Origin of the sequence: Variovorax sp. YR634 (genome assembly GCF_900106655.1) — a bacterium.
Taxonomy (GTDB): domain Bacteria; phylum Pseudomonadota; class Gammaproteobacteria; order Burkholderiales; family Burkholderiaceae_C; genus Variovorax.
Genome location: NZ_FNOL01000009.1, coordinates 20,832 through 38,776, shown reverse-complemented (window position 1 = coordinate 38,776; position 17,945 = coordinate 20,832). Strand labels below are relative to the sequence as shown.

At 67.8% G+C, this 17,945-nt stretch carries 14 protein-coding genes; 9 read left to right on the top strand and 5 right to left on the bottom strand.

The features are described 5' to 3' along the window. Window positions 1-39: 39 nt before the first annotated feature. On the bottom strand, window positions 40-1,566 hold the full coding sequence (locus BLV60_RS16885; RefSeq protein WP_093056583.1) for a sigma-54 interaction domain-containing protein: 1,527 nt from the start codon (window positions 1,564-1,566) through the stop codon (window positions 40-42). A 138-nt stretch (window positions 1,567-1,704) separates the two neighbouring features. Between BLV60_RS16885 and BLV60_RS16880 the strand changes: the two genes are divergently transcribed. From BLV60_RS16880 to BLV60_RS16865, 4 genes are read left to right on the top strand one after another with little or no spacing between them, the layout of a single operon-like run. Further along, window positions 1,705-2,409 carry a TetR/AcrR family transcriptional regulator gene (locus tag BLV60_RS16880; RefSeq protein WP_093175908.1) on the top strand — a complete coding sequence of 235 codons (705 nt, stop codon included), beginning with the start codon at window positions 1,705-1,707 and terminating at the stop codon, window positions 2,407-2,409. Further along, window positions 2,409-3,905, top strand: a complete 1,497-nt coding sequence (locus BLV60_RS16875; protein ID WP_093056429.1) for an efflux transporter outer membrane subunit — start codon at window positions 2,409-2,411, stop codon at window positions 3,903-3,905. Before BLV60_RS16880 ends, BLV60_RS16875 begins: the two co-directional genes overlap by 1 nt. Next, window positions 3,902-5,098: an efflux RND transporter periplasmic adaptor subunit gene (locus tag BLV60_RS16870; protein ID WP_093056428.1), complete on the top strand. Its 1,197-nt coding sequence runs from the start codon at window positions 3,902-3,904 to the stop codon at window positions 5,096-5,098. The genes BLV60_RS16875 and BLV60_RS16870 overlap by 4 nt, the downstream gene beginning before the upstream one ends. Window positions 5,099-5,119: 21 nt before the next feature. After that, window positions 5,120-8,236, top strand: coding sequence for an efflux RND transporter permease subunit (locus BLV60_RS16865; RefSeq protein ID WP_093056427.1), 3,117 nt, complete (start codon window positions 5,120-5,122; stop codon window positions 8,234-8,236). Window positions 8,237-8,311: 75 nt separating this feature from the next. Here the strand turns inward: BLV60_RS16865 and BLV60_RS16860 are convergent, their stop codons facing one another. From BLV60_RS16860 to BLV60_RS16850, 3 genes are all read right to left on the bottom strand, one after another. Next, on the bottom strand, window positions 8,312-9,835 hold the full coding sequence (locus BLV60_RS16860) for a tripartite tricarboxylate transporter permease (protein ID WP_093056426.1): 1,524 nt from the start codon (window positions 9,833-9,835) through the stop codon (window positions 8,312-8,314). Window position 9,836: 1 nt separating this feature from the next. Beyond that, the gene (locus BLV60_RS16855; protein WP_093056425.1) at window positions 9,837-10,373 is read right to left on the bottom strand and encodes a tripartite tricarboxylate transporter TctB family protein; all 537 of its coding nucleotides are present in this window, start codon (window positions 10,371-10,373) and stop codon (window positions 9,837-9,839) included. Between the two features lie 140 nt (window positions 10,374-10,513). Then, window positions 10,514-11,473 carry a tripartite tricarboxylate transporter substrate binding protein gene (locus tag BLV60_RS16850; RefSeq protein WP_013541867.1) on the bottom strand — a complete coding sequence of 320 codons (960 nt, stop codon included), beginning with the start codon at window positions 11,471-11,473 and terminating at the stop codon, window positions 10,514-10,516. Between the two features lie 136 nt (window positions 11,474-11,609). On the opposite strand from BLV60_RS16850, the gene BLV60_RS16845 reads away from it, so the two are divergent. The 4 genes from BLV60_RS16845 (at window position 11,610) to BLV60_RS16830 (ending at window position 15,063) form a co-directional block, all read left to right on the top strand. Further along, a complete protein-coding gene (locus BLV60_RS16845) occupies window positions 11,610-12,293 on the top strand; it encodes a response regulator transcription factor (RefSeq protein ID WP_093056424.1) in 684 nt (227 codons plus the stop codon). Beyond that, complete coding sequence (locus tag BLV60_RS16840; protein WP_093056423.1) at window positions 12,290-13,735, top strand: sensor histidine kinase; 1,446 nt, start codon at window positions 12,290-12,292, stop codon at window positions 13,733-13,735. The genes BLV60_RS16845 and BLV60_RS16840 overlap by 4 nt, the downstream gene beginning before the upstream one ends. A gap of 19 nt (window positions 13,736-13,754) precedes the next feature. Beyond that, window positions 13,755-14,192, top strand: a complete 438-nt coding sequence (locus BLV60_RS16835) for an RNA-binding S4 domain-containing protein (protein ID WP_093056422.1) — start codon at window positions 13,755-13,757, stop codon at window positions 14,190-14,192. Window positions 14,193-14,256: 64 nt separating this feature from the next. Further along, a complete protein-coding gene (locus BLV60_RS16830) occupies window positions 14,257-15,063 on the top strand; it encodes a PPK2 family polyphosphate kinase (RefSeq protein WP_093056581.1) in 807 nt (268 codons plus the stop codon). A gap of 43 nt (window positions 15,064-15,106) precedes the next feature. On the opposite strand, the gene BLV60_RS16825 is transcribed toward BLV60_RS16830, so the two are convergent. Continuing rightward, complete coding sequence (locus tag BLV60_RS16825; RefSeq protein ID WP_093056421.1) at window positions 15,107-15,775, bottom strand: hypothetical protein; 669 nt, start codon at window positions 15,773-15,775, stop codon at window positions 15,107-15,109. Between the two features lie 220 nt (window positions 15,776-15,995). Here BLV60_RS16825 and BLV60_RS16820 point away from each other — a divergent pair, with 220 nt between their 5' ends. Further along, window positions 15,996-17,939, top strand: coding sequence for a sensor histidine kinase (locus tag BLV60_RS16820; RefSeq protein ID WP_176928816.1), 1,944 nt, complete (start codon window positions 15,996-15,998; stop codon window positions 17,937-17,939). The last annotated feature ends 6 nt before the right edge of the window (window positions 17,940-17,945 follow it).

Genomic DNA, 17,945 nt, shown 5'->3' with positions numbered 1-17,945 from the left:
GCTGAACACGGCCGGCCCGCGGGCCCGGGCGCTTCCTCTTCAGCGGAGCGGATTCGTCATGCGCTCGTACAGCGTCGCGCGCGAAATGCCGAGCAGCCGCGAAGTGGCGAGCTTGTTGCCGCCCGTGCTCGCGAGCGCGGCGGCAATGGCCTTGTGCTCCAGCTCTGCAATCTGCTGGGCCAGCGGCCGCAGCAGCGCTCCCTCTTCGTCGCCCGACAGCTGCATGGCGTCAGGCGGCGCAATCTGGTCGAGCCCAGCTTCTCGCAGGATGCGTTCGAGCTGAACGGCGTCGATACGCTGCGAGTCACTGCGCATGGTCACCTGCTCCAGCACGTTGCGCAGCTCCCGGATGTTGCCGCGCCAGTGCTGGCCCGCGAGCAGAGCGAGCGCGTCGGGCGTGAGCTCGGGCGGTGCCTCGCCGCTGCGCAGCGCCATGTCTTCGCCCAGCGCTTCGACGAGCGCGGGAATATCCGCGCGCCGCTCGCGCAATGGCGGCACGCGCAGCGGCAGCACATTGAGGCGGTAGTAGAGGTCTTCGCGGAACTGCCCGCGCCGCACCAGCTCGGGCAGGTCGCGCGAGGTGGCGGCGATCACACGCGCGTCGAAGGGCACGAGCTTGTTGGAGCCCAGCGGCTCGATCTCGCCTTCCTGCAACGCGCGCAGCAGCTTGGCCTGCAGGCCGAGCGGCATGTCGCCGATCTCGTCGAGGAAAAGGCTGCCGCCGTCGGCCAGCTTGAATTTGCCTTCGCGACCCTTGCGGTCGGCACCGGTGAAGGCGCCGGGCGCGAAGCCGAAGAACTCGGCTTCGAGCAGCGTGTCGGGCACGGCCGCGATGTTGACGCTGACAAACTGCCCCTTCGCGCGCGCAGACGAGGCATGAATCGCATGCGCCAGCAGCTCCTTGCCAGTGCCGGTTTCGCCCAGCAGTAGAACCGGACTGGCCGATTGCGCCGCGCGGCGCGCGTGCCGCTTCACTTCCACCGCCGCCGGGCTGCTGCCGATGAAGCTCGCAAAGGTGTACTTGGAACGGCGCTGGCCGTCGGGCGCGTGCTGGTACAGCGGGTTGTTGCGCTGGCTCGCGAGCTCGCGCCGCGCATCGTCGAGGTCGCGCTGCAGCAGCGCGAACTTGCTGATGAGCGGCTGCAGCGTGGTCTCGGGCTGGTCGAACAGCACGATGCCGATGGCACCGATCACGTCTCCCATTCCTCCTTCGCCGCCCCCGCGTTCTTCGCGCAATGGGATGCGGCTGACCACGAAGGTGCCGGCCTTGTTGGTGAGCAGGTCGATCAATATCGGCTCGCCGGTCTCGAGCACGCGCCGCATCTGCGTGTTGGGAATCACGTCTTCCACCATGTGCCCCATGAACTGGTCGATGGAAGAAAAGCCCAGCGCCGGCAGGAAGCGCCGGTAGCCTTCATTCACCCACACGATGCGCCCGCTGCTGTCCACGAGGAACATGCCCTGGCTGATGCTTGAAAACAAATGAAACATCGAGCGCGCGGCCAGCGCGAGGATCCCTTCGGCATCGAGGGGCAATGTGGGCGGTGCGGTGGGGGCGGCAGGCATGGCGCGAATCGTAGCGCGCATCAAACCGCAACAAATCGGGCATCAAATGCCTTCAGGAAATGCTCAGAATCCGGCCCCAGGACAAAACCCTTCAGCAAACCTTAAGTAAATCAATCGTTTGATTTCATGCGTGGTGTAATGCCGGGCATGAACGCGAGAGACCCGATTACCCAGGCCCCGCGCCGCGCACCGCGCAGCGATGGCGCCGAGGCACGCCACCGGCTGCTCCACACCGCACTGCGGCTGTTCGCGCAAAAGGGGTTTTCCAAGACCTCCACGCGTGAGATCGCCCGCGAGGCCGAAGTCAACATCTCGGCCATCAGCTACTACTTCGGTGACAAGGAAGGGCTGTACACGGCCACCTTCTGCGAGCCGATGGGCGGCGACTCCAGCGACCTGATCGTCGCCTGCAACGCGCCCGGCCAGTCGCTCGAAACCACGCTGCGCCTGTGCATGGTGTCCATGATCGACCCGCTCAAGCAGGGCGAGATCGTGCGGCAATGCATCCAGCTGCACATGCGCGAGATGCTGGAGCCCACCAGCCGCTGGGCCGAGGAGCTGGAGCGCGACATCAAGGGCCCGCACCGCGCCATTGCCGACCTGCTGTGCCGCCACCTGAAGGTGGAACGGGCCGACGACGACATCCACCGCCTGACCTTCGCGATCACCGGGCTGTCGATGCAGCTCTACGTGAGCCAGGATTTCATCGAGGCCATCCGCCCTTCGCTGCTGCGCACGCCGCGCGCCATCGACACCTGGGCCGACCGCCTCACGGGCTATGCGCTGGCGCTGGTGGAAGCCGAAGCGGCCCGCCGCCGCGCCGAGAGAAAGCTGAAGAAATGATGAGAAGACTCCGACTGAAATTGATCGTCACTCTCTGCCTGGGCATCGGCCTGGCAGGCTGCTCGTTGACACGCCCGCCGACACAGGTGGAAGCGCCCGTCCCCGCGCAATGGCACGCTCCCCTGCCCCATGGCGGCTCGCTCGCGTCGCTGGCCGACTGGTGGCGCCAGCTCGACGATCCGCTGCTGGTCGAGCTGATCGCCGCCGCCGAGGCTGCGAGCCCCAACGTCGCCAGCGCCGCGGCGCGCGTGGCCGAAGCGCGCTCCACGCGCGTGCAGGCCGGCGCCGCGCTGCTGCCGAGCCTGGACGGCACGGCATCGGCCAGCCGCGGCACCTCGGGCTTTTCTTCCAGCAGCAGTTCGAGCAGCAGCCTCTCTGCCAGCACGCCAATCACCACGCTTCAGGCCGGCCTGCAGTCGAAGTGGGAAGTCGATCTGTTCGGCCGCCTGCGCGCTGACCGCGACTCCGCCGAAGCCAAGCAGAACAGCGCCAACGCCAAGTGGCACGACGCCCGCGTGGCGGTGGCAGCCGAAACGGCCAACGCCTATTTTTCAGAGCGCGCCTGCCAGCAGCAACTGCGCGTGTCCGAAGCGGACGCGCGTTCGCGCTCGGAAACCGCGCGGCTCAACGACCTCTCCGCGAAGGCCGGCTTCACCGCGCCGGCCGATGCCGCGCTGGCGCGCGCCAGCGCCTCCGACGCCTCGGGCCGGCTCACGCAGCAGCGTGCCCAGTGCGCGGTGCAGCGCAAGGCGCTGGTGGCGCTCAGCGGCATCGACGAAACCACGCTCGAACAGAAGCTCGCCGCCTCGCCCGCGCAGCGCGCGCTGCCGGTCGTGGGCAGCATCGCCAGCGTGCCGGCCGAGGCGATCTCGCAGCGGCCCGATGTGTACTCGGCCGAACTCGGCGTGGCCTCGGCCAGCGCCGACGTGGGCTCGGCCGAGGCCGAGCGCTACCCCAAGCTCACGGTGTCGGGCTCCATCGGGCGCACGCAGTACCGCGTCGATGGCCTGCGCCAGTCGCTCGAGACCTGGACGGTGGGCCCGATCTCGCTGACCGTGCCGCTGCTCGACGGCGGCTCGCGCAAGGCGAACATCGATGCAGCCAAGGCGCGCTACGCCGAAGCCGTGTCGCTCTACCGCTCCAACGTGCGGCAGGCCGTGCGCGAAGTCGAGGAAGCGCTGGTCAACCTCGACGCCACCGACGCCCGCACCACCGATGCCGACGCCGCGGTGAAGAACTACCAGGCCTCCTTCGACGCCACGCAGGCCCGCTACAGCAGCGGCCTCGCAAGCCTGTTCGAGCTGGAAGACTCGCGCCGCACGCTGTTCACCGCGCAGACCGCGCGCGTCACGCTGCAGCGCGAGCGCACCGAGGCATGGGTTGCGCTGTACCGCTCGATGGGCGGCGGCTGGAACCGCCAGTCGGCCTCGGCCCCATCTTCCGAATCGTCCTCACTGACCTCCACCCCGGCCACCAAGGTCGCGACGTCGCCATGAAATCAATGAAGCGTTCCACCCTCGTCATCGCGCTGATTGCGCTGGTCGTCGTCATCGCGGCGATCTTCTTCATGACGCGCGGCAAGCCGTCGGACAAGTCGGCCGATCCTGCCGCAGCAGCCAAGACCAAGGACGGCGCCCACTCGCCCAAGCCCGCGCTGACCGTCACCGTCGCCAAGCCCGAAGCCACCGAGCTGATGCTCACGCTCGCAGCCAACGGCAACGTGGCCGCCTGGCAGGAGGCCGTGGTCGGCTCCGAGTCCAACGGCCTGAAGCTGGCCGAGGTGCGCGTGAACGTGGGCGACCTGGTCAAGAAGGGCCAGGTGCTCGCGGTGTTCTCGCCCGAGACGGTGCAGGCCGACATTGCGCAATCGCGCGCCTCCCTGGCCGAAGCCCGCGCCACCGCTGCCGACGCCGCAGGCAATGCCGCACGCGCCCGCACGCTGCAGGCCACCGGCGCACTGAGCCAGCAGCAGATCAACCAGTACCAGACCACCGAGCAGACCGCCAAGGCACGCGTCGAGGCAGCCGAGGCCGTGCTGGCCGCGCAGCAGGTGCGCGGGCGCAACACGCAGGTGCTGGCGCCCGACGACGGCGTGATCTCGGCACGCACCGCCACGGTGGGCAGCGTGGTGTCGGCCGGCACCGAGCTATTCCGGCTGATCCGCCAGGGCCGGCTCGAATGGCGCGCCGAAGTGACCTCGGCCGAACTCAGCCGCGTCGCGGTCGGCACCACCGCCTTCGTGGTGAGTGCCAGCGGCGCACAGGTGCGCGGCAAGGTTCGCAGCATCGCGCCCACGGTCGATCCGCAGACGCGCGCAGCGCTGGTGTACGTCGACCTGCCCAACGTGCAGCAGAACACCGGCATCAAGGCCGGCATGTTCGCGCGCGGCGACTTCGAGCTGGGCCGCAGCACCGCGCCGACGGTGCCACAGGCCTCCATCGTGCCGCGCGACGGCTTCAACAACGTCTTTCTGCTGAAGCCCGACAACAAGGTGACCCAGCTGAAGGTGCAGATCGGCCGGCGCCTGAACGACCGCATCGAGATCACCAGCGCGCTGCCCGACGGCGCCCAGGTGATCGTGCAAGGCGCGGGCTTCCTCAACGACGGCGACCTGGTGCGCGTGGTGGATGCACCCGCATCCGCGGCGCAGCCGGCCAGGTCTGCGGCCTCCGCTGCCGCGGCCAAGTAAGCAATTCAAAGGAACACGCCCATGAACGTTTCCGCCTGGTCCATACGCAACCCGATTCCGGCGGTGATGCTGTTCGTGCTGCTCACCTTCGGTGGGTTGCTGTCGTTCAACGCGATGAAGGTGCAGAACTTTCCGGACATCGACCTGCCGACCGTGACGGTCTCGGCGTCGCTGCCCGGCGCCGCGCCTTCGCAGCTTGAGACCGACGTCGCGCGCAAGCTCGAGAACTCCATTGCCACGGTGCAGGGCCTGAAGCACATCACCACCAAGGTGCAGGACGGCGCCGCCACGCTGATCGTCGAATTCCGCCTCGAGAAGCCGGTGCAGGAAGCCGTGGACGACGTGCGCTCCGCGGTGCAGCGCGTGCGCGCCGACCTGCCGGCCGACGTGCGCGACCCGGTCGTCACCAAGCTCGACTTCGCGGCCCAGCCGGTGCTGGCCTTCACCATTGCCTCGTCGGCCATGGACAGCGAGGCACTGAGCTGGTTCGTCGACAACGACGTCACCAAGAAGCTGCTCGCGCTGCCCGGCGTGGGCGCGGTGAACCGCGTGGGCGGCGTCACGCGCCAGGTGCACATCGACCTCGACCCGAGCAAGCTGCAGGCGCTGGGCGCCTCGGCGGCCGACATCTCGCGCCAGCTGCGCCAGGTGCAGACCGAAAGCGCTGGGGGCCGTTTCGACCTTGGCGGCAGCGAACAGCCGGTGCGCACCATGGCCACCGTGAAGTCGGCCGACCAGCTCGCCGACATGCAGATCGTGCTGACCGACGGCCGGCGCATCCGCCTCGACCAGGTGGCGCGCGTGAGCGACACCATCGCCGAGCCGCGCGCGGCCGCGCTGCTCAACGGCAAGCCGGTGGTGGGCTTCGAAGTGGCGCGCAGCCGCGGCGCCAGCGAAGTGGAAGTGGGCCACGCGGTGCAGAAGGCGCTGGCCGACATGCGCGCGCAGCGCCCCGACATCGAGCTGACCGAGGCCTTCAACTTCGTCGACCCGGTGGAAGAGGAATACAACGGCTCGCTGCACCTGCTGTACGAGGGCGCCATCCTCGCGGTGATCGTGGTGTGGCTGTTCCTGCGCGACTGGCGCGCGACCTTTGTCTCGGCGATTGCGCTGCCGATGTCGGTGATTCCGGCGTTCATCGGCATGCACCTTCTGGGCTTCTCGGTCAACGTGATCTCGCTGCTCGCGCTGTCGCTGGTGGTCGGCATATTGGTGGACGACGCGATCGTGGAGGTCGAGAACATCGTGCGCCACCTGCGCATGGGCAAGTCGCCCTACCAGGCGGCCATGGAGGCGGCGGATGAAATCGGCCTGGCCGTGATCGCCACCACCTTCACGCTGATCGCGGTGTTCCTGCCCACGGCCTTCATGAGCGGCGTGGCCGGCAAGTTCTTCAAGCAGTTCGGCTGGACGGCCTCGCTCGCGGTGTTCGCCTCGCTGGTGGTCGCGCGGGTGCTCACGCCCATGATGGCGGCCTACATCCTGAAGCCCGTCGTTGGCGCCGAGAAGGAACCCGGCTGGCTGCGCTGGTACATGCGCGCGGTGACGTGGAGCACGCACAACCGCTTCAAGACGATGGTGCTGGCCACCCTCTTCTTCTTCGGCTCGCTGGCGATGATCCCGCTGCTCAAGACCGGCTTCATTCCGCCGGACGACAACTCGCAGACGCAGATCTACCTGTCGCTCGCACCCGGCTCCACGCTGGCGCAAACCACCGCGGCCGCCGAGGAAACCCGCAACCGCGTGATGCAGATCAACCACGTGAAGAGCGTCTACACCACGGTGGCCGGCGGCAGTGCGGGCGGCGACCCGTTCGCGAACTTCGGCACGCCCGAGACGCGCAAGGCCACGCTCACCATCAAGCTCGATGAGCGCGGCGACCGGCCGCGCAAGCAGGTGATCGAAAACCAGATTCGCGCCGCACTCGAAACGCTGCCCGGCGTGCGCAGCACCGTGGGCCTCGGCGGCTCGGGCGAGAAGTACATCCTGGCGCTGACCGGCGAAGACCCGGTGGCGCTGGCCAGCGCCGCCAGCGCGGTCGAGAAAGACCTGCGCACCATTCCTGGCCTGGGCAACATCACTTCCACCGCGAGCCTGATCCGCCCCGAGATTGCGGTGCGCCCCGACTTCGCACGCGCCGCCGACCTGGGCGTGACCAGCTCCGCCATTGCCGAAACGTTGCGCGTGGCCACGCTGGGCGACTACGACCAGTCGCTGGCCAAGCTCAACCTCGCGCAGCGGCAGGTGCCGATCGTGGTGAAGCTGGAAGACTCGGCGCGAAAAGACATCGACCTGCTCGGACGCCTGGCAGTGCCAGGCACGCGCGGGCCGGTCATGCTGAACCAGGTGGCTTCGCTCACGATGGAAGGCGGCCCGGCCGTCATCGACCGCTACGACCGCTCGCGCAACGTGAACTTCGAGATCGAGCTGTCGGGCGTGGGCCTGGGCGACGCCAAGGATGCGGTGACGAAGCTGCCGTCGATCGTGAACCTGCCACCGGGCGTGCGCATCGCCGAGATAGGCGACGCGGAAGTCATGACCGAGCTGTTCGCCAGCTTCGGGCTCGCGATGCTGACGGGCGTGCTGTGCATCTACATCGTGCTGGTGCTGCTGTTCAAGGACTTCCTGCACCCGGTCACCATCTTGTGCGCACTGCCGCTGGCCCTGGGCGGTGCATTCGTGGGGCTGCTGATCGGGCAGAAGGCGCTGTCGATGCCCTCGCTGATCGGGCTCATCATGCTGATGGGCATTGCCACCAAGAACTCGATTCTTCTGGTGGAGTACGCCATCGTCGCGCGCCGCGACCACGGCATGAGCCGCTGGGACGCGCTGCGCGACGCCTGCCACAAGCGCGCGCGGCCCATCATCATGACTACGCTCGCCATGGGCGCGGGCATGCTGCCGATCGCGGTCGGCTTCGGCGCGGCAGATTCGAGCTTCCGCTCTCCGATGGCGATGGCGGTGATCGGGGGGCTGATCACCTCGACGGTGCTGAGCCTGCTGGTTGTGCCTGCCGTGTTCACCTACATCGACGACATCGAGCACTGGATTCGTCGCACCGTGCGCAAGCTGCGCGGGCAGCCGGCGGATCCGCATATCGACGACGACCTGGTCGAGACGCCTGCGGCGGGGCGGTAAGGCGCCCCGGCGGAAATAAAAAAAGCTGCGGCATTGCCGCAGCTTTTTTTTCGTGCCCCAAGGCGGCTCAGCGGATCAGGCGTCCAGCTGTGCCAGCCGCTTCAGCTTGCGTTCGCTCATGCGCTTGGCCAGGCGCGGAAGCACCAGCACGGCCACCACGATGACGACCAGCGCGATCGACATCGGGCGCTGGAAGAACACCACTGCGCTGCCCTCGCCGATCGACATGGCGTTGCGCAGTTGCGCTTCGGCAAGCGGGCCGAGGATCATGCCGACCACCACGGGCGCGGTCGGAAAGTCGAAGCGACGCATCACCACGCCCAGCAGGCCGATGGCGTACAGCAGGAACAGGTCGAACCCGCTCTGGCGCATGCCGTAGGCACCCACCGTCGCGAAGATCAGGATGCCGGCGTAGAGCTGGGGCTTCGGAATCTTCAGCAGCTTGACCCAGAGGCCGACCATCGGCAGGTTCAGCACCAGCAGCATCACGTTGCCGATGTAGAGCGAGGCGATCAGCGCCCACACCAGCGCGGCCGAGGTGGTGAAGAGTTGCGGGCCCGGCTGGATGCCGTAGTTCTGGAACGCGCCCAGCAGGATGGCGGTGGTGTTCGAGGTCGGAATGCCGAGCGTGAGCAGCGGAATCAACGCGGCCGTCACCGTGGCGTTGTTGGCGGCCTCGGGGCCGGCCACGCCTTCGATGGCGCCGGTGGTGCCGAACTCGGCCTTGGCGTCCTTGTCCTTGGCGAGCTTCTTTTCCATCGCATAGCTCAGGAAAGTCGGAATCTCGGTGCCGCCGGCCGGAATGCAGCCAAAGGGCGTGCCGATGGCGGTGCCGCGCAGCCAGGCGGGAATGGATCGCCTCCAGTCGCGCTTGGTCATGTGCACGCGGCTGAGCTTGTTCTGGCCCTCGACCACCTTGCCTTCATACAGCACGGCGTACAGCACTTCGGCCACGGCGAACAGGCCCACGGCCACCAGCACGATCTCGATACCGTCGAGCAGCTCGGGCACGCCGCCGGTGTAGCGGCCCTGGCCCGAGATCTGGTCGAGCCCGACGCAGCCGGCCGCCAGGCCGACGAACAGCGCCGTCATGCCGCGCAGCGTGCTCTTGCCGAGCACCGCGCTCACGGTGGTGAAGGCCAGCAGCATGAGCAGGAAGTACTCGGGCGGGCCGAGCTTGACCGCAAACTCGGCCACAAAGGGCGCGAACAGCGTGACGATGACGGTGGCAATGGTGCCGGCCACGAAAGAGCCGATGGCGGCCGTTGCGAGCGCCGCGCCCGCCCTTCCGCTCTTGGCCATCTTGTTGCCCTCCATCGCCGTCACCATGCTGGCGGTTTCGCCGGGCGTGTTCAGCAGGATGGAGGTGGTCGAGCCGCCGTACATGGCGCCGTAGTAGATGCCCGAGAAGAAGATCATCGAGGCCGTGATGTCGACCTTGCCGGTGATGGGCAGCAGCATGGCCACCGCCACGGCCGGGCCGATGCCGGGTAGCACGCCCACGGCCGTGCCCAGGGCGCAGCCGACGAGGCACCAGAGCAGATTGATCGGGGTGATCGCCGTGGCGAAACCCGCCATGAGTGCGTTGAAGATTTCCATGTCAGAACCACCCGGTGGAAGTGAGGCCAGGCAGGTTGATGGCCAGGAATTGCGTGAACATCCAGAACACAGGAGCCGCGATCAGCGCGCCGGTGACGATGTCGATGAGCCAGGTGCGCGGTGAGTTGACGCCGCCCTGTCCGCTAGCGCGCCGCAGGCCCTGCACGGCCAGCAGGTAGCACAGCGTGCAGCTCACGATGAAGCCGAGCGTGGTGATGAGCGCCGCGTTGAGCAGCAGCCCCGCCGACACCCAGACAAAGCCGGGCCAGTAGGCATGCTCCGCGCCCGAGGGCGCATCGAGCTCGCGGAAGCCGCCGGTGCGTGCCTCCCACAGGATCCACCCGCCGCACAGCACGAGCACCACGGACACCAGCCAGGGCAGGAAGTTGGGGCCGACGCCGCCGTAGCCGGCTTCGGAAGAAATGCCGATGGCGCCGAAGGCCAGCGCCAGGCCGGTCAGCAGCACGCCGACACCGACCAGGGTTTGCGGCCACGTGGCTGCGGGTTGCGCAGGGGCCGAGGATTCTGGAGTTGTCATTTTTTTGTCCTGGGGTGGGAGTACGGGTGCCCCTTCCAGAAACACCGCGGAACCGGCTTTGCCGGGCCGCAGGTGTTGCCCCCGGGTAGGGGGTTGGCGCGCGCGACACGAAGTGCGCGCAGCCTGGGGGCGAGCCGATTTCAGACCATGCCGGATTTCGTCATGATGGCGCGCAGGCTGGCGAAGTCGTCGTCGACGAACTTGGCAAAAGCTTCGCCCGACAGCACGGCCGGCGTCCAGTCGTTCTTCTTGAGCGATTCGGCCCACGACGAGCTCTTCATGGCGGCCAGCACCATGTCGGTCAGCGCCTTGCGCTGCTCGGCCGAGATGCCGGGGGCGCCGTACACGCCGCGCCAGTTGCCGATTTCGACGTCGATGCCCTGCTCCTTCAGCGTGGGCACGTTGATGCCCGGCAGGCGCTGCGCGGAGGTGACGGCAATGGCCTTCATCTTGCCGGCGGCGATGTATTCGGCGAATTCGCTGTAGCCGCTGCCGCCGACGGTGACGTTGCCGCCCAGGATGGCAGCGGTGGCTTCACCGCCTCCGCGGAATGCCACATAGTTGATCTTGGAAGGATCGGCGCCCACCTTCTGCGCGATCATGGCCGCGGCGATGTGCTCGGTGGACCCGCGCGAACCGCCGCCCCACTTCACGCTGCCCGGGTCCTTCTTGAGCTGGTCGACCACGTCCTTCATGGTCTTGAGTGGCGAATTGGCCGGCAGCACGAACACGTTGTATTCGGTGGTCAGGCGCGCAATGGGCGTGGCCTGCTCGAGCTTGACCGGCGGCTTGCCGGTGATGATGCCGCCCAGCATGACCGAGCCCATGACCATCAGGGCGTTTGCGTCGCCCTTGGAACCGTTCACGAACTGGGCCAGGCCCAGTGCGCCGGCAGCGCCGCCCTTGTTGTCGTAGGTGACGGTGTCGGCCACCTTGGCGTCGCTCAGCGCCTTGCCCAGCGCACGGCCGGTGGTGTCCCAGCCGCCGCCCGGGTTGGCGGGGATCATCATCTTGACGTTGGCTGCAGCACGTGCCGAGAGCGGCAGCGCTCCGGCGGCGGCCAGTGCGGCCAAAGACTTCAGAAAGGTGTCGCGACGCATGCGTGTCTCCTGGAATTGAAAGGAACTTGAAAGGAAGCTGACTTTTAGCTGAGCGCTATCATGCGCCGCCCTGCTGTCAGTTGGCTGTCCGCCAGACTGGGGAAAACACCAAAGTAAACACGCCCGCCGCCACCGTATGAAGCTGCTGCTGGTCGAAGACGACCCCTCGATGCAAATCACCCTGCAGCGAACCCTCGGGCGCCGCCGGATCGACGTGCGCGTCTGCGGCGACGGGGCCGAAGCCGTGGCCCAGTGGCGCGCCATCGAGCCCGATGTGGTTGCCCTGGACCTGAGCCTGCCCAACCTCGACGGCCTGCAGGTGCTGGCCCAGGCACGCGCCGAGGGCCTGCGCACGCCGGTGCTGCTGCTGACGGCGCGCGGTACGGTCGGCGACCGCATCGTCGGCCTGAACGCCGGTGCCGACGACTACCTGCCCAAGCCCTTCGACCTCGACGAACTCGAAGCCCGCATTCGCGCGCTGCGCCGGCGCAGCCACGGCGTTGCCGGACCGGACGCGGGGCTCAACCCGCAGGAGATAGGCGGGCTGCGCTTCGAGCCCGACAACGGCGCCATCTACAACCGCGCCGAACTGCTCGAACTCACGCCGCGCGAGCTGGCGCTGCTGAAGGCACTGATGATGAAGCCGGGCCACGCCGTGACCAAGGAGCGCCTGTTCGAGCTGGTGTTTCCGGGCGAGACCGAGGTGCAGTACGAGGCTATCGAGGTGGTGGTGTACCGCCTGCGCAAGAAGCTCGCGGGCACCGGCGCGGTGCTGATGACCATGCGCGGCCTCGGCTATTTATTGCGCCCCGAGGCATGACCCGCGTCTCCTCGCTTCGTGCGCGGCTGCTGCTCGGCATCCTCGCGCCGATTGCCGTGTTCATCGTGATCAACAGCGTGAGCCTGTACCGCCAGAGCCTCGCGGCCGCCACCACGGCCTACGACCGTACGCTGCTCGCCTCGGCCAAGACCATCGGCGAACAGCTCGACGTGGAGGGCTACGACGACCTGGCGCAGCTGCGGGCCATCGTGCCCTATTCCGCGCTCGAGGCCTTCGAGGCCGACAACCGCAGCCGGCTGTTCTACCGGGTCTCGGCGCTCGACGGTGAAATGATCTCGGGCTTTGCCGAGCTGCCGTTCTGGCGCGGCCGCATTCCGGACCGCAGCGCGTACGCAGCGCTGGTCGACTTCTACGACGCGCAGTTCCGCAACCAGCCGGTGCGCGTCGCGGTGCTGCTGCAGCCTGTAGCAAGCGCAACCGGCCGCGGCATGGCCGTGGTGCAGGTGGCCGAGACGCTGGAGCTGCGCGAGACACTGGTGCGCAAGCTGCTGATCGACACGCTGTGGCGCCAGCTGCTGCTGATGGGCGTGATCGCGCTGGTCACCGTGTTCGTGGTGCAGCGCGCCACGCGGTCGGTGCGCGAGCTTGGCGAAGCCATCGAGAAGCGCCAGGCCGACGACCTCTCGCCCATCGACGCGCCCGACGCGCCGCGCGAGCTGCGGCCGCTGATCGACGCCACCACGCAGGTCATGGGCCGGCTGCAGCAGCTGCTCGACCACCAGAAGCGCTTCGTACGCGACAGCGCCCACCAGCTGCGCACGCCGCTGGCCGTGCTGAAGGCGCAGGTGCAGTCGGCGCAGCGCGGCGACGTGGCGCCCGAGCAGGCGCTGGGCGAGATCAGCCACACGGTGGAGCGCGCGACCACGCTGGCCAACCAGATGCTGTCGCTCGCCAAGGTGGAGCAACTGCGCCAGCAGCCGGAGTCGGTAACGCTCGACTTCGGCGAGGTGGCCCGGCAGATCGCGCTCGACCTGTCGCCGCTGGTGGCCGACAAGGCGCTCGACTTCGAACTCGCCATCGACGAGCCCGTGCCGGTGCAGGCCCATCACTGGATGCTGCAGGAGCTCACGCGCAACCTGCTGCACAACGCGATCAAGCAGAGCCCCGCGGGCGCTGCGCTGTCGGTCTCGCTGCGCTCCGAAGGCGGGGACGCGGTGCTCACGGTGCGCGACAGCGGCCCCGGCATCTCGCCCGAGCTGCGGCAGCGCCTGTTCGCGCCCTTCTCCGCCGGCAGCACGTCGAGCGGCTCGGGGCTGGGGCTGGCGATCTGCCGCGAGATCGTGCTGGCGCTCGGCGGGCGCATCAGCCTCGACAACCGCAGTGCGCCGGCCGGAGAGGATGGCGCCGAACAGGTGATCGGGCTCGACGCCGTCGTGCGCCTGCCGCTGTCGTCGGTGCCACTCTCGCGGCACAATTCCTGAAATCCACTTCCGACACTCCATGGACCGTCTGCGCATCGACAAATGGCTCTGGGCCGCCCGCTTCTTCAAGACGCGCTCGCTGGCCGCGGAGGAAATCGGCAAGAACCGCGTGCAGGTGAACGGCGACGTCGCCAAGGCCTCGCGCGAGGTCAAGGCGGGCGACACCGTGGCCATGCGCATGGGCCCGCTGACGCGGACCGTGAAGGTGCTCGGCCTCAGCGGCCAGCGCGGACCGGCACCGGTCGCGCAGCAGCTCTACGAGGAAACAGCCGAAAGCGTGGCGGCGCAGGCCGCCTTCCGGGAGCTGCGCCGCATGGGCAGCGAACCGGCGCTGGCCATCGAGCAGGGCCGCCCCACCAAGCGCGACCGGCGCGATCTCGACGGCGCAGTGCGCCAGCATGCCGATTGGGACAACCGCTGGAGCGCCTCGCTGCCCCCTGAAGACGACGACCGCTGACGACCATCCGTCGGGTCGATCGCTTACGCTGTCGGCTTCGTTGTTCTTCACGGAGTCCCGCTTCATGGCCAGCTTCAAGAAATACCGCGTCGGCGGCAAGTTCAAGCTCTCGCACATCGACCCCGGCGACACGCCCTTCTGCGAGGGCGACGAAGCCTCTCAGCGCGCCGAAGTCGATGCGCTGGCCGTCGAGCTCGACGAGCTGCAGGACCTGCTGCACGCCGAGGGACGGCGCAAGCTGCTGCTGGTGCTGCAAGGCATGGACACCAGCGGCAAGGACGGCACCGTGCGCTGGGTGTTCTCGCGCACCTCGCCGCTGGGTGTGCGCGTATCAGCCTTCAAGGCGCCGACCGTGGACGAACGCGCGCGCGACTACCTCTGGCGCTGCCACGCCGTCGTGCCGCGCACCGGGGAGGTCATGGTGTGGAACCGCAGCCACTACGAAGACGTGCTGGTGCCCGTGGTCGAGGGCTGGATCGACAAGGCCGAGGCGAAGCGCCGCTACGCGCAGATCAACGACTTCGAGCGCCTGCTCACCGAGACAGGCACGGTGGTGGTCAAGTGCATGCTCCACATCGACAAGGACGAGCAGCGTGAACGCCTGCAGGCCCGCATCGACACGCCCGGCAAGCAATGGAAGTTCAGCATGGACGACCTGGAGGTGCGCACCAAGTGGAGCGCCTACCAGCAGGCCTACCAGAACGCGCTGGGCGCCACCTCGACCGACCATGCGCCGTGGTACGTGGTGCCAGCCAACAGCAAGCGGCACCGCAACGTGATGATCGCGCAGCTGCTGGTGAAGACGATGCGTCAGATGAAGCTCAAGGCTCCGCCGCCGGACCCGGCGCTCAAGGGAATGATCGTCAAGTGAGCGACAGCTGAGCAGGCAGGGCCCTCGCGGGCCCATCGAAAGCTCAGGAACGGCGGATCAACGCCTGCGCCAGCACGCGGCACTTGCCGAACTCGCAGCGCACCGCCCAGGTTCCGCCGTTGTCACAAGGCACGTTGTAGGTTTCGTAGCCGGGGCCCTTGGCCGTGAGTTCGGCGCGCGGCTGAAGGTTGCAGCGGCTGGCCTTGGCCAGCGTTTCGACGTTGTAGGTATCGACGCCGGTGCGGCGCGGCTTCATGACGACGCCGGGGTCGAAGGTGTTGCCATAGAACGAGTCGCGCACGTTGGGGTCGAGGTTGCGATAGCCGCGCTTGGCCATGCAATGCACGATGGCGATCTGCTGGTGCTCGGCAATCAGCTCCGAGTCGGGACGGCCGTTCCAGTCGATGACGGCGGCGGTGATGCCGGTGTACGACGCCGCGGCGACGATGCCCTGCCCGTACACCGTGATCAGGCCAACGCCCAGCGCGCCCCACATGGCGTCGCCGGTTTCGCTGCGCGCCGTGATGCGGTTCGATGCCGTGCGGCATTCGGCCACGTCGTTGTCGTAGCGGACCTTGTCCACGCCCTCCATGGCGACCATGGGCACATAGGAAGTGCCCCTGCCCGTTCCGGGCTCGGTGGGTGTAGTCGGTGCGCTGGCGCAACCGGCCAGGGCCACGGCAGCGAACGCAATGCTCAGCAGCAGCTTCATGCAATCCCTCGTCTTCTTCGCGATAGTTGCGGGGATTTAACCATACATATAGTTACTCTTGAACCGCATTTGTCGTGAATGCACTACGGCCGACCTGGATCAGTGGGGCCATACCGAGAAGCCCTGTGCGAGCAACATCGCGCGCATGGTTACAGAATGAGAAAATAGGTTACATAAGCGCTGCCGCATCAGCTTTGGGCGCGACTCATCCGAACACCCCTTGAACTACCGTCCCGCACCCTTCTTCGCCAACGTGGTGCTCGTCCTGTCGATGGCACTGCTGGGTGCCATCGGTGCCTTCCTGGGCGGGACGGCCGGCCTGCAGCAGTCCGACTCGCTGCTGCACCTGACGCGCGCCGACTGGCAGGTCGATGAAGCCCCGGGCTTCAGCACTCCGCCGTTGAAGCAGGACAGCGGCGCCCTGCCGGACACCTGGAAGCGGGTCGAACTGCCCCTGGCCCTTCCCATCGCGCTGCTGCGCCAGGCGGAGGCCTCCTCCACCAGGACGACGCGCACGACCTGGATCAGGCTGTCCACGCGCGGCCTGCCGCCCGACGCCGGGCCGCTGGCGTTGTACGGCATCCGGATCAAGACCGATGGCACCATCGCGGTCTATGCCGACGGGCAACTGGTCCATCGCGCGCAGCAGTCGGGTCCGTTGTGGAACAGCACCCGCACTCCGCTGTGGGTCCAGCTGGACAACAGTGCCGACAGCAAGCCGCCCAGCGAGATCCTCCTGCGCCTGGAGCACACCCGCAACGCCCAGGTGGCGCTGTCGTCGCTGTGGATCGGCCCCATCGACGCACTCAGGGGGCGCCATGGCATGCGCCAGTGGCTGCAGCAGGAGCTGCCCGCGATGCTCGGCGCGGCATTCATGGCCGTGGGCGTGTTCGCGCTGTTCGTGTGGTTCAGGCGCCGCGACGAGACGGGCTACCTGCTGTTCTTCAACCTCGCGGCCACTTCCTTCATGCGGGGACTGCACTTCTACGTGAGCCTGCCCGTCGCCAATGACTGGTTCGCGTGGCTGACCGTCAACTCGCTCTTCTGGCTGGTGATGGTGGTGCACTTCTTCCTGCGCCAGCTGCACGGCCTGCAGCTCAAGTGGCTGACCGTCGGCGTGGTCGTGGCGACCACCACCATCGGCCTCGTCACCCTGCCCGGCTTGAACATCGTGCAGAACACGCCGCAGGTAACGCCCCTGATCTACGCTGTCGCGGCGCTGATGGGCACGCTGGTCTGCCTGGTGGGTAGCGTCAGCGCATGGCGCCGCTCCACCGAAGGCCGGCTGGTCGCGGTCGGCATCGGCATCTGCGTGCTGCTGGGCATGACCGACTGGCTGCTGCAGAACAACTTCATCAGCCCCGAAGGCTGGTATCTGGGGGCGTACACCAACGCCGTCACCTTCAGCGTTTTCGGCGCGCTGATGTACCGCCGCTACATGCACGCCATCGGCGAAGTCGAGCAGCTCAATGCGAGCCTTGCGCAGCGCCTGCAGAAGCGCGAGGCCGAACTCGAGCTCAGCCACCGGCGGCTGCGCGAGGTCGAGCGCCTGCAGACCATCAGCGACGAACGCCAGCGCCTGATGCAGGACATGCACGACGGCCTCGGCTCTTCGCTGATCAGCGCCATCCGCTCGGTCGAAGGCGGCGGCATGAGCGACGACAAGGTCTCGCAGATTCTCAAGAGCTGCCTGGACGACCTGAAGCTCACGCTCGACTCGCTGGAGCCGATCGAGGCCGACCTGCTGCTGCTGCTGGCCACGCTGCGCTACCGGCTGGAACCGCGGCTCGAAGGCACCGGTGTTTCGCTGCGGTGGGAAGTGCAGGAGCTGCCGGCCCTCGACTGGCTCGACCCGTCGAGTGCGCTGCACATCCTGCGCATCGTGCAGGAAAGCATCTCGAACATCCTGCGCCACACGCGCGCGACGGAAATTCGCGTGGGCACCTCGCTTGAAGGCGCGGGCGTGCAGGTGACGATCGAGGACAACGGCCAGGGCTTCGACGTCCAGAAGGTGATGGGCAATCAGTCCGCGGGGGGCCGAGGCCTGCAGAACCAGCGGCGGCGAGCGCAGGCGATCAAAGGCGTGGTGCAGTGGGAGTCCAAACCGACGGGAACGCGGTTCGTGTTGTGGCTGCCGTTGCAGCGGGAGAAGCAGGCGGCTTGAGGCCAG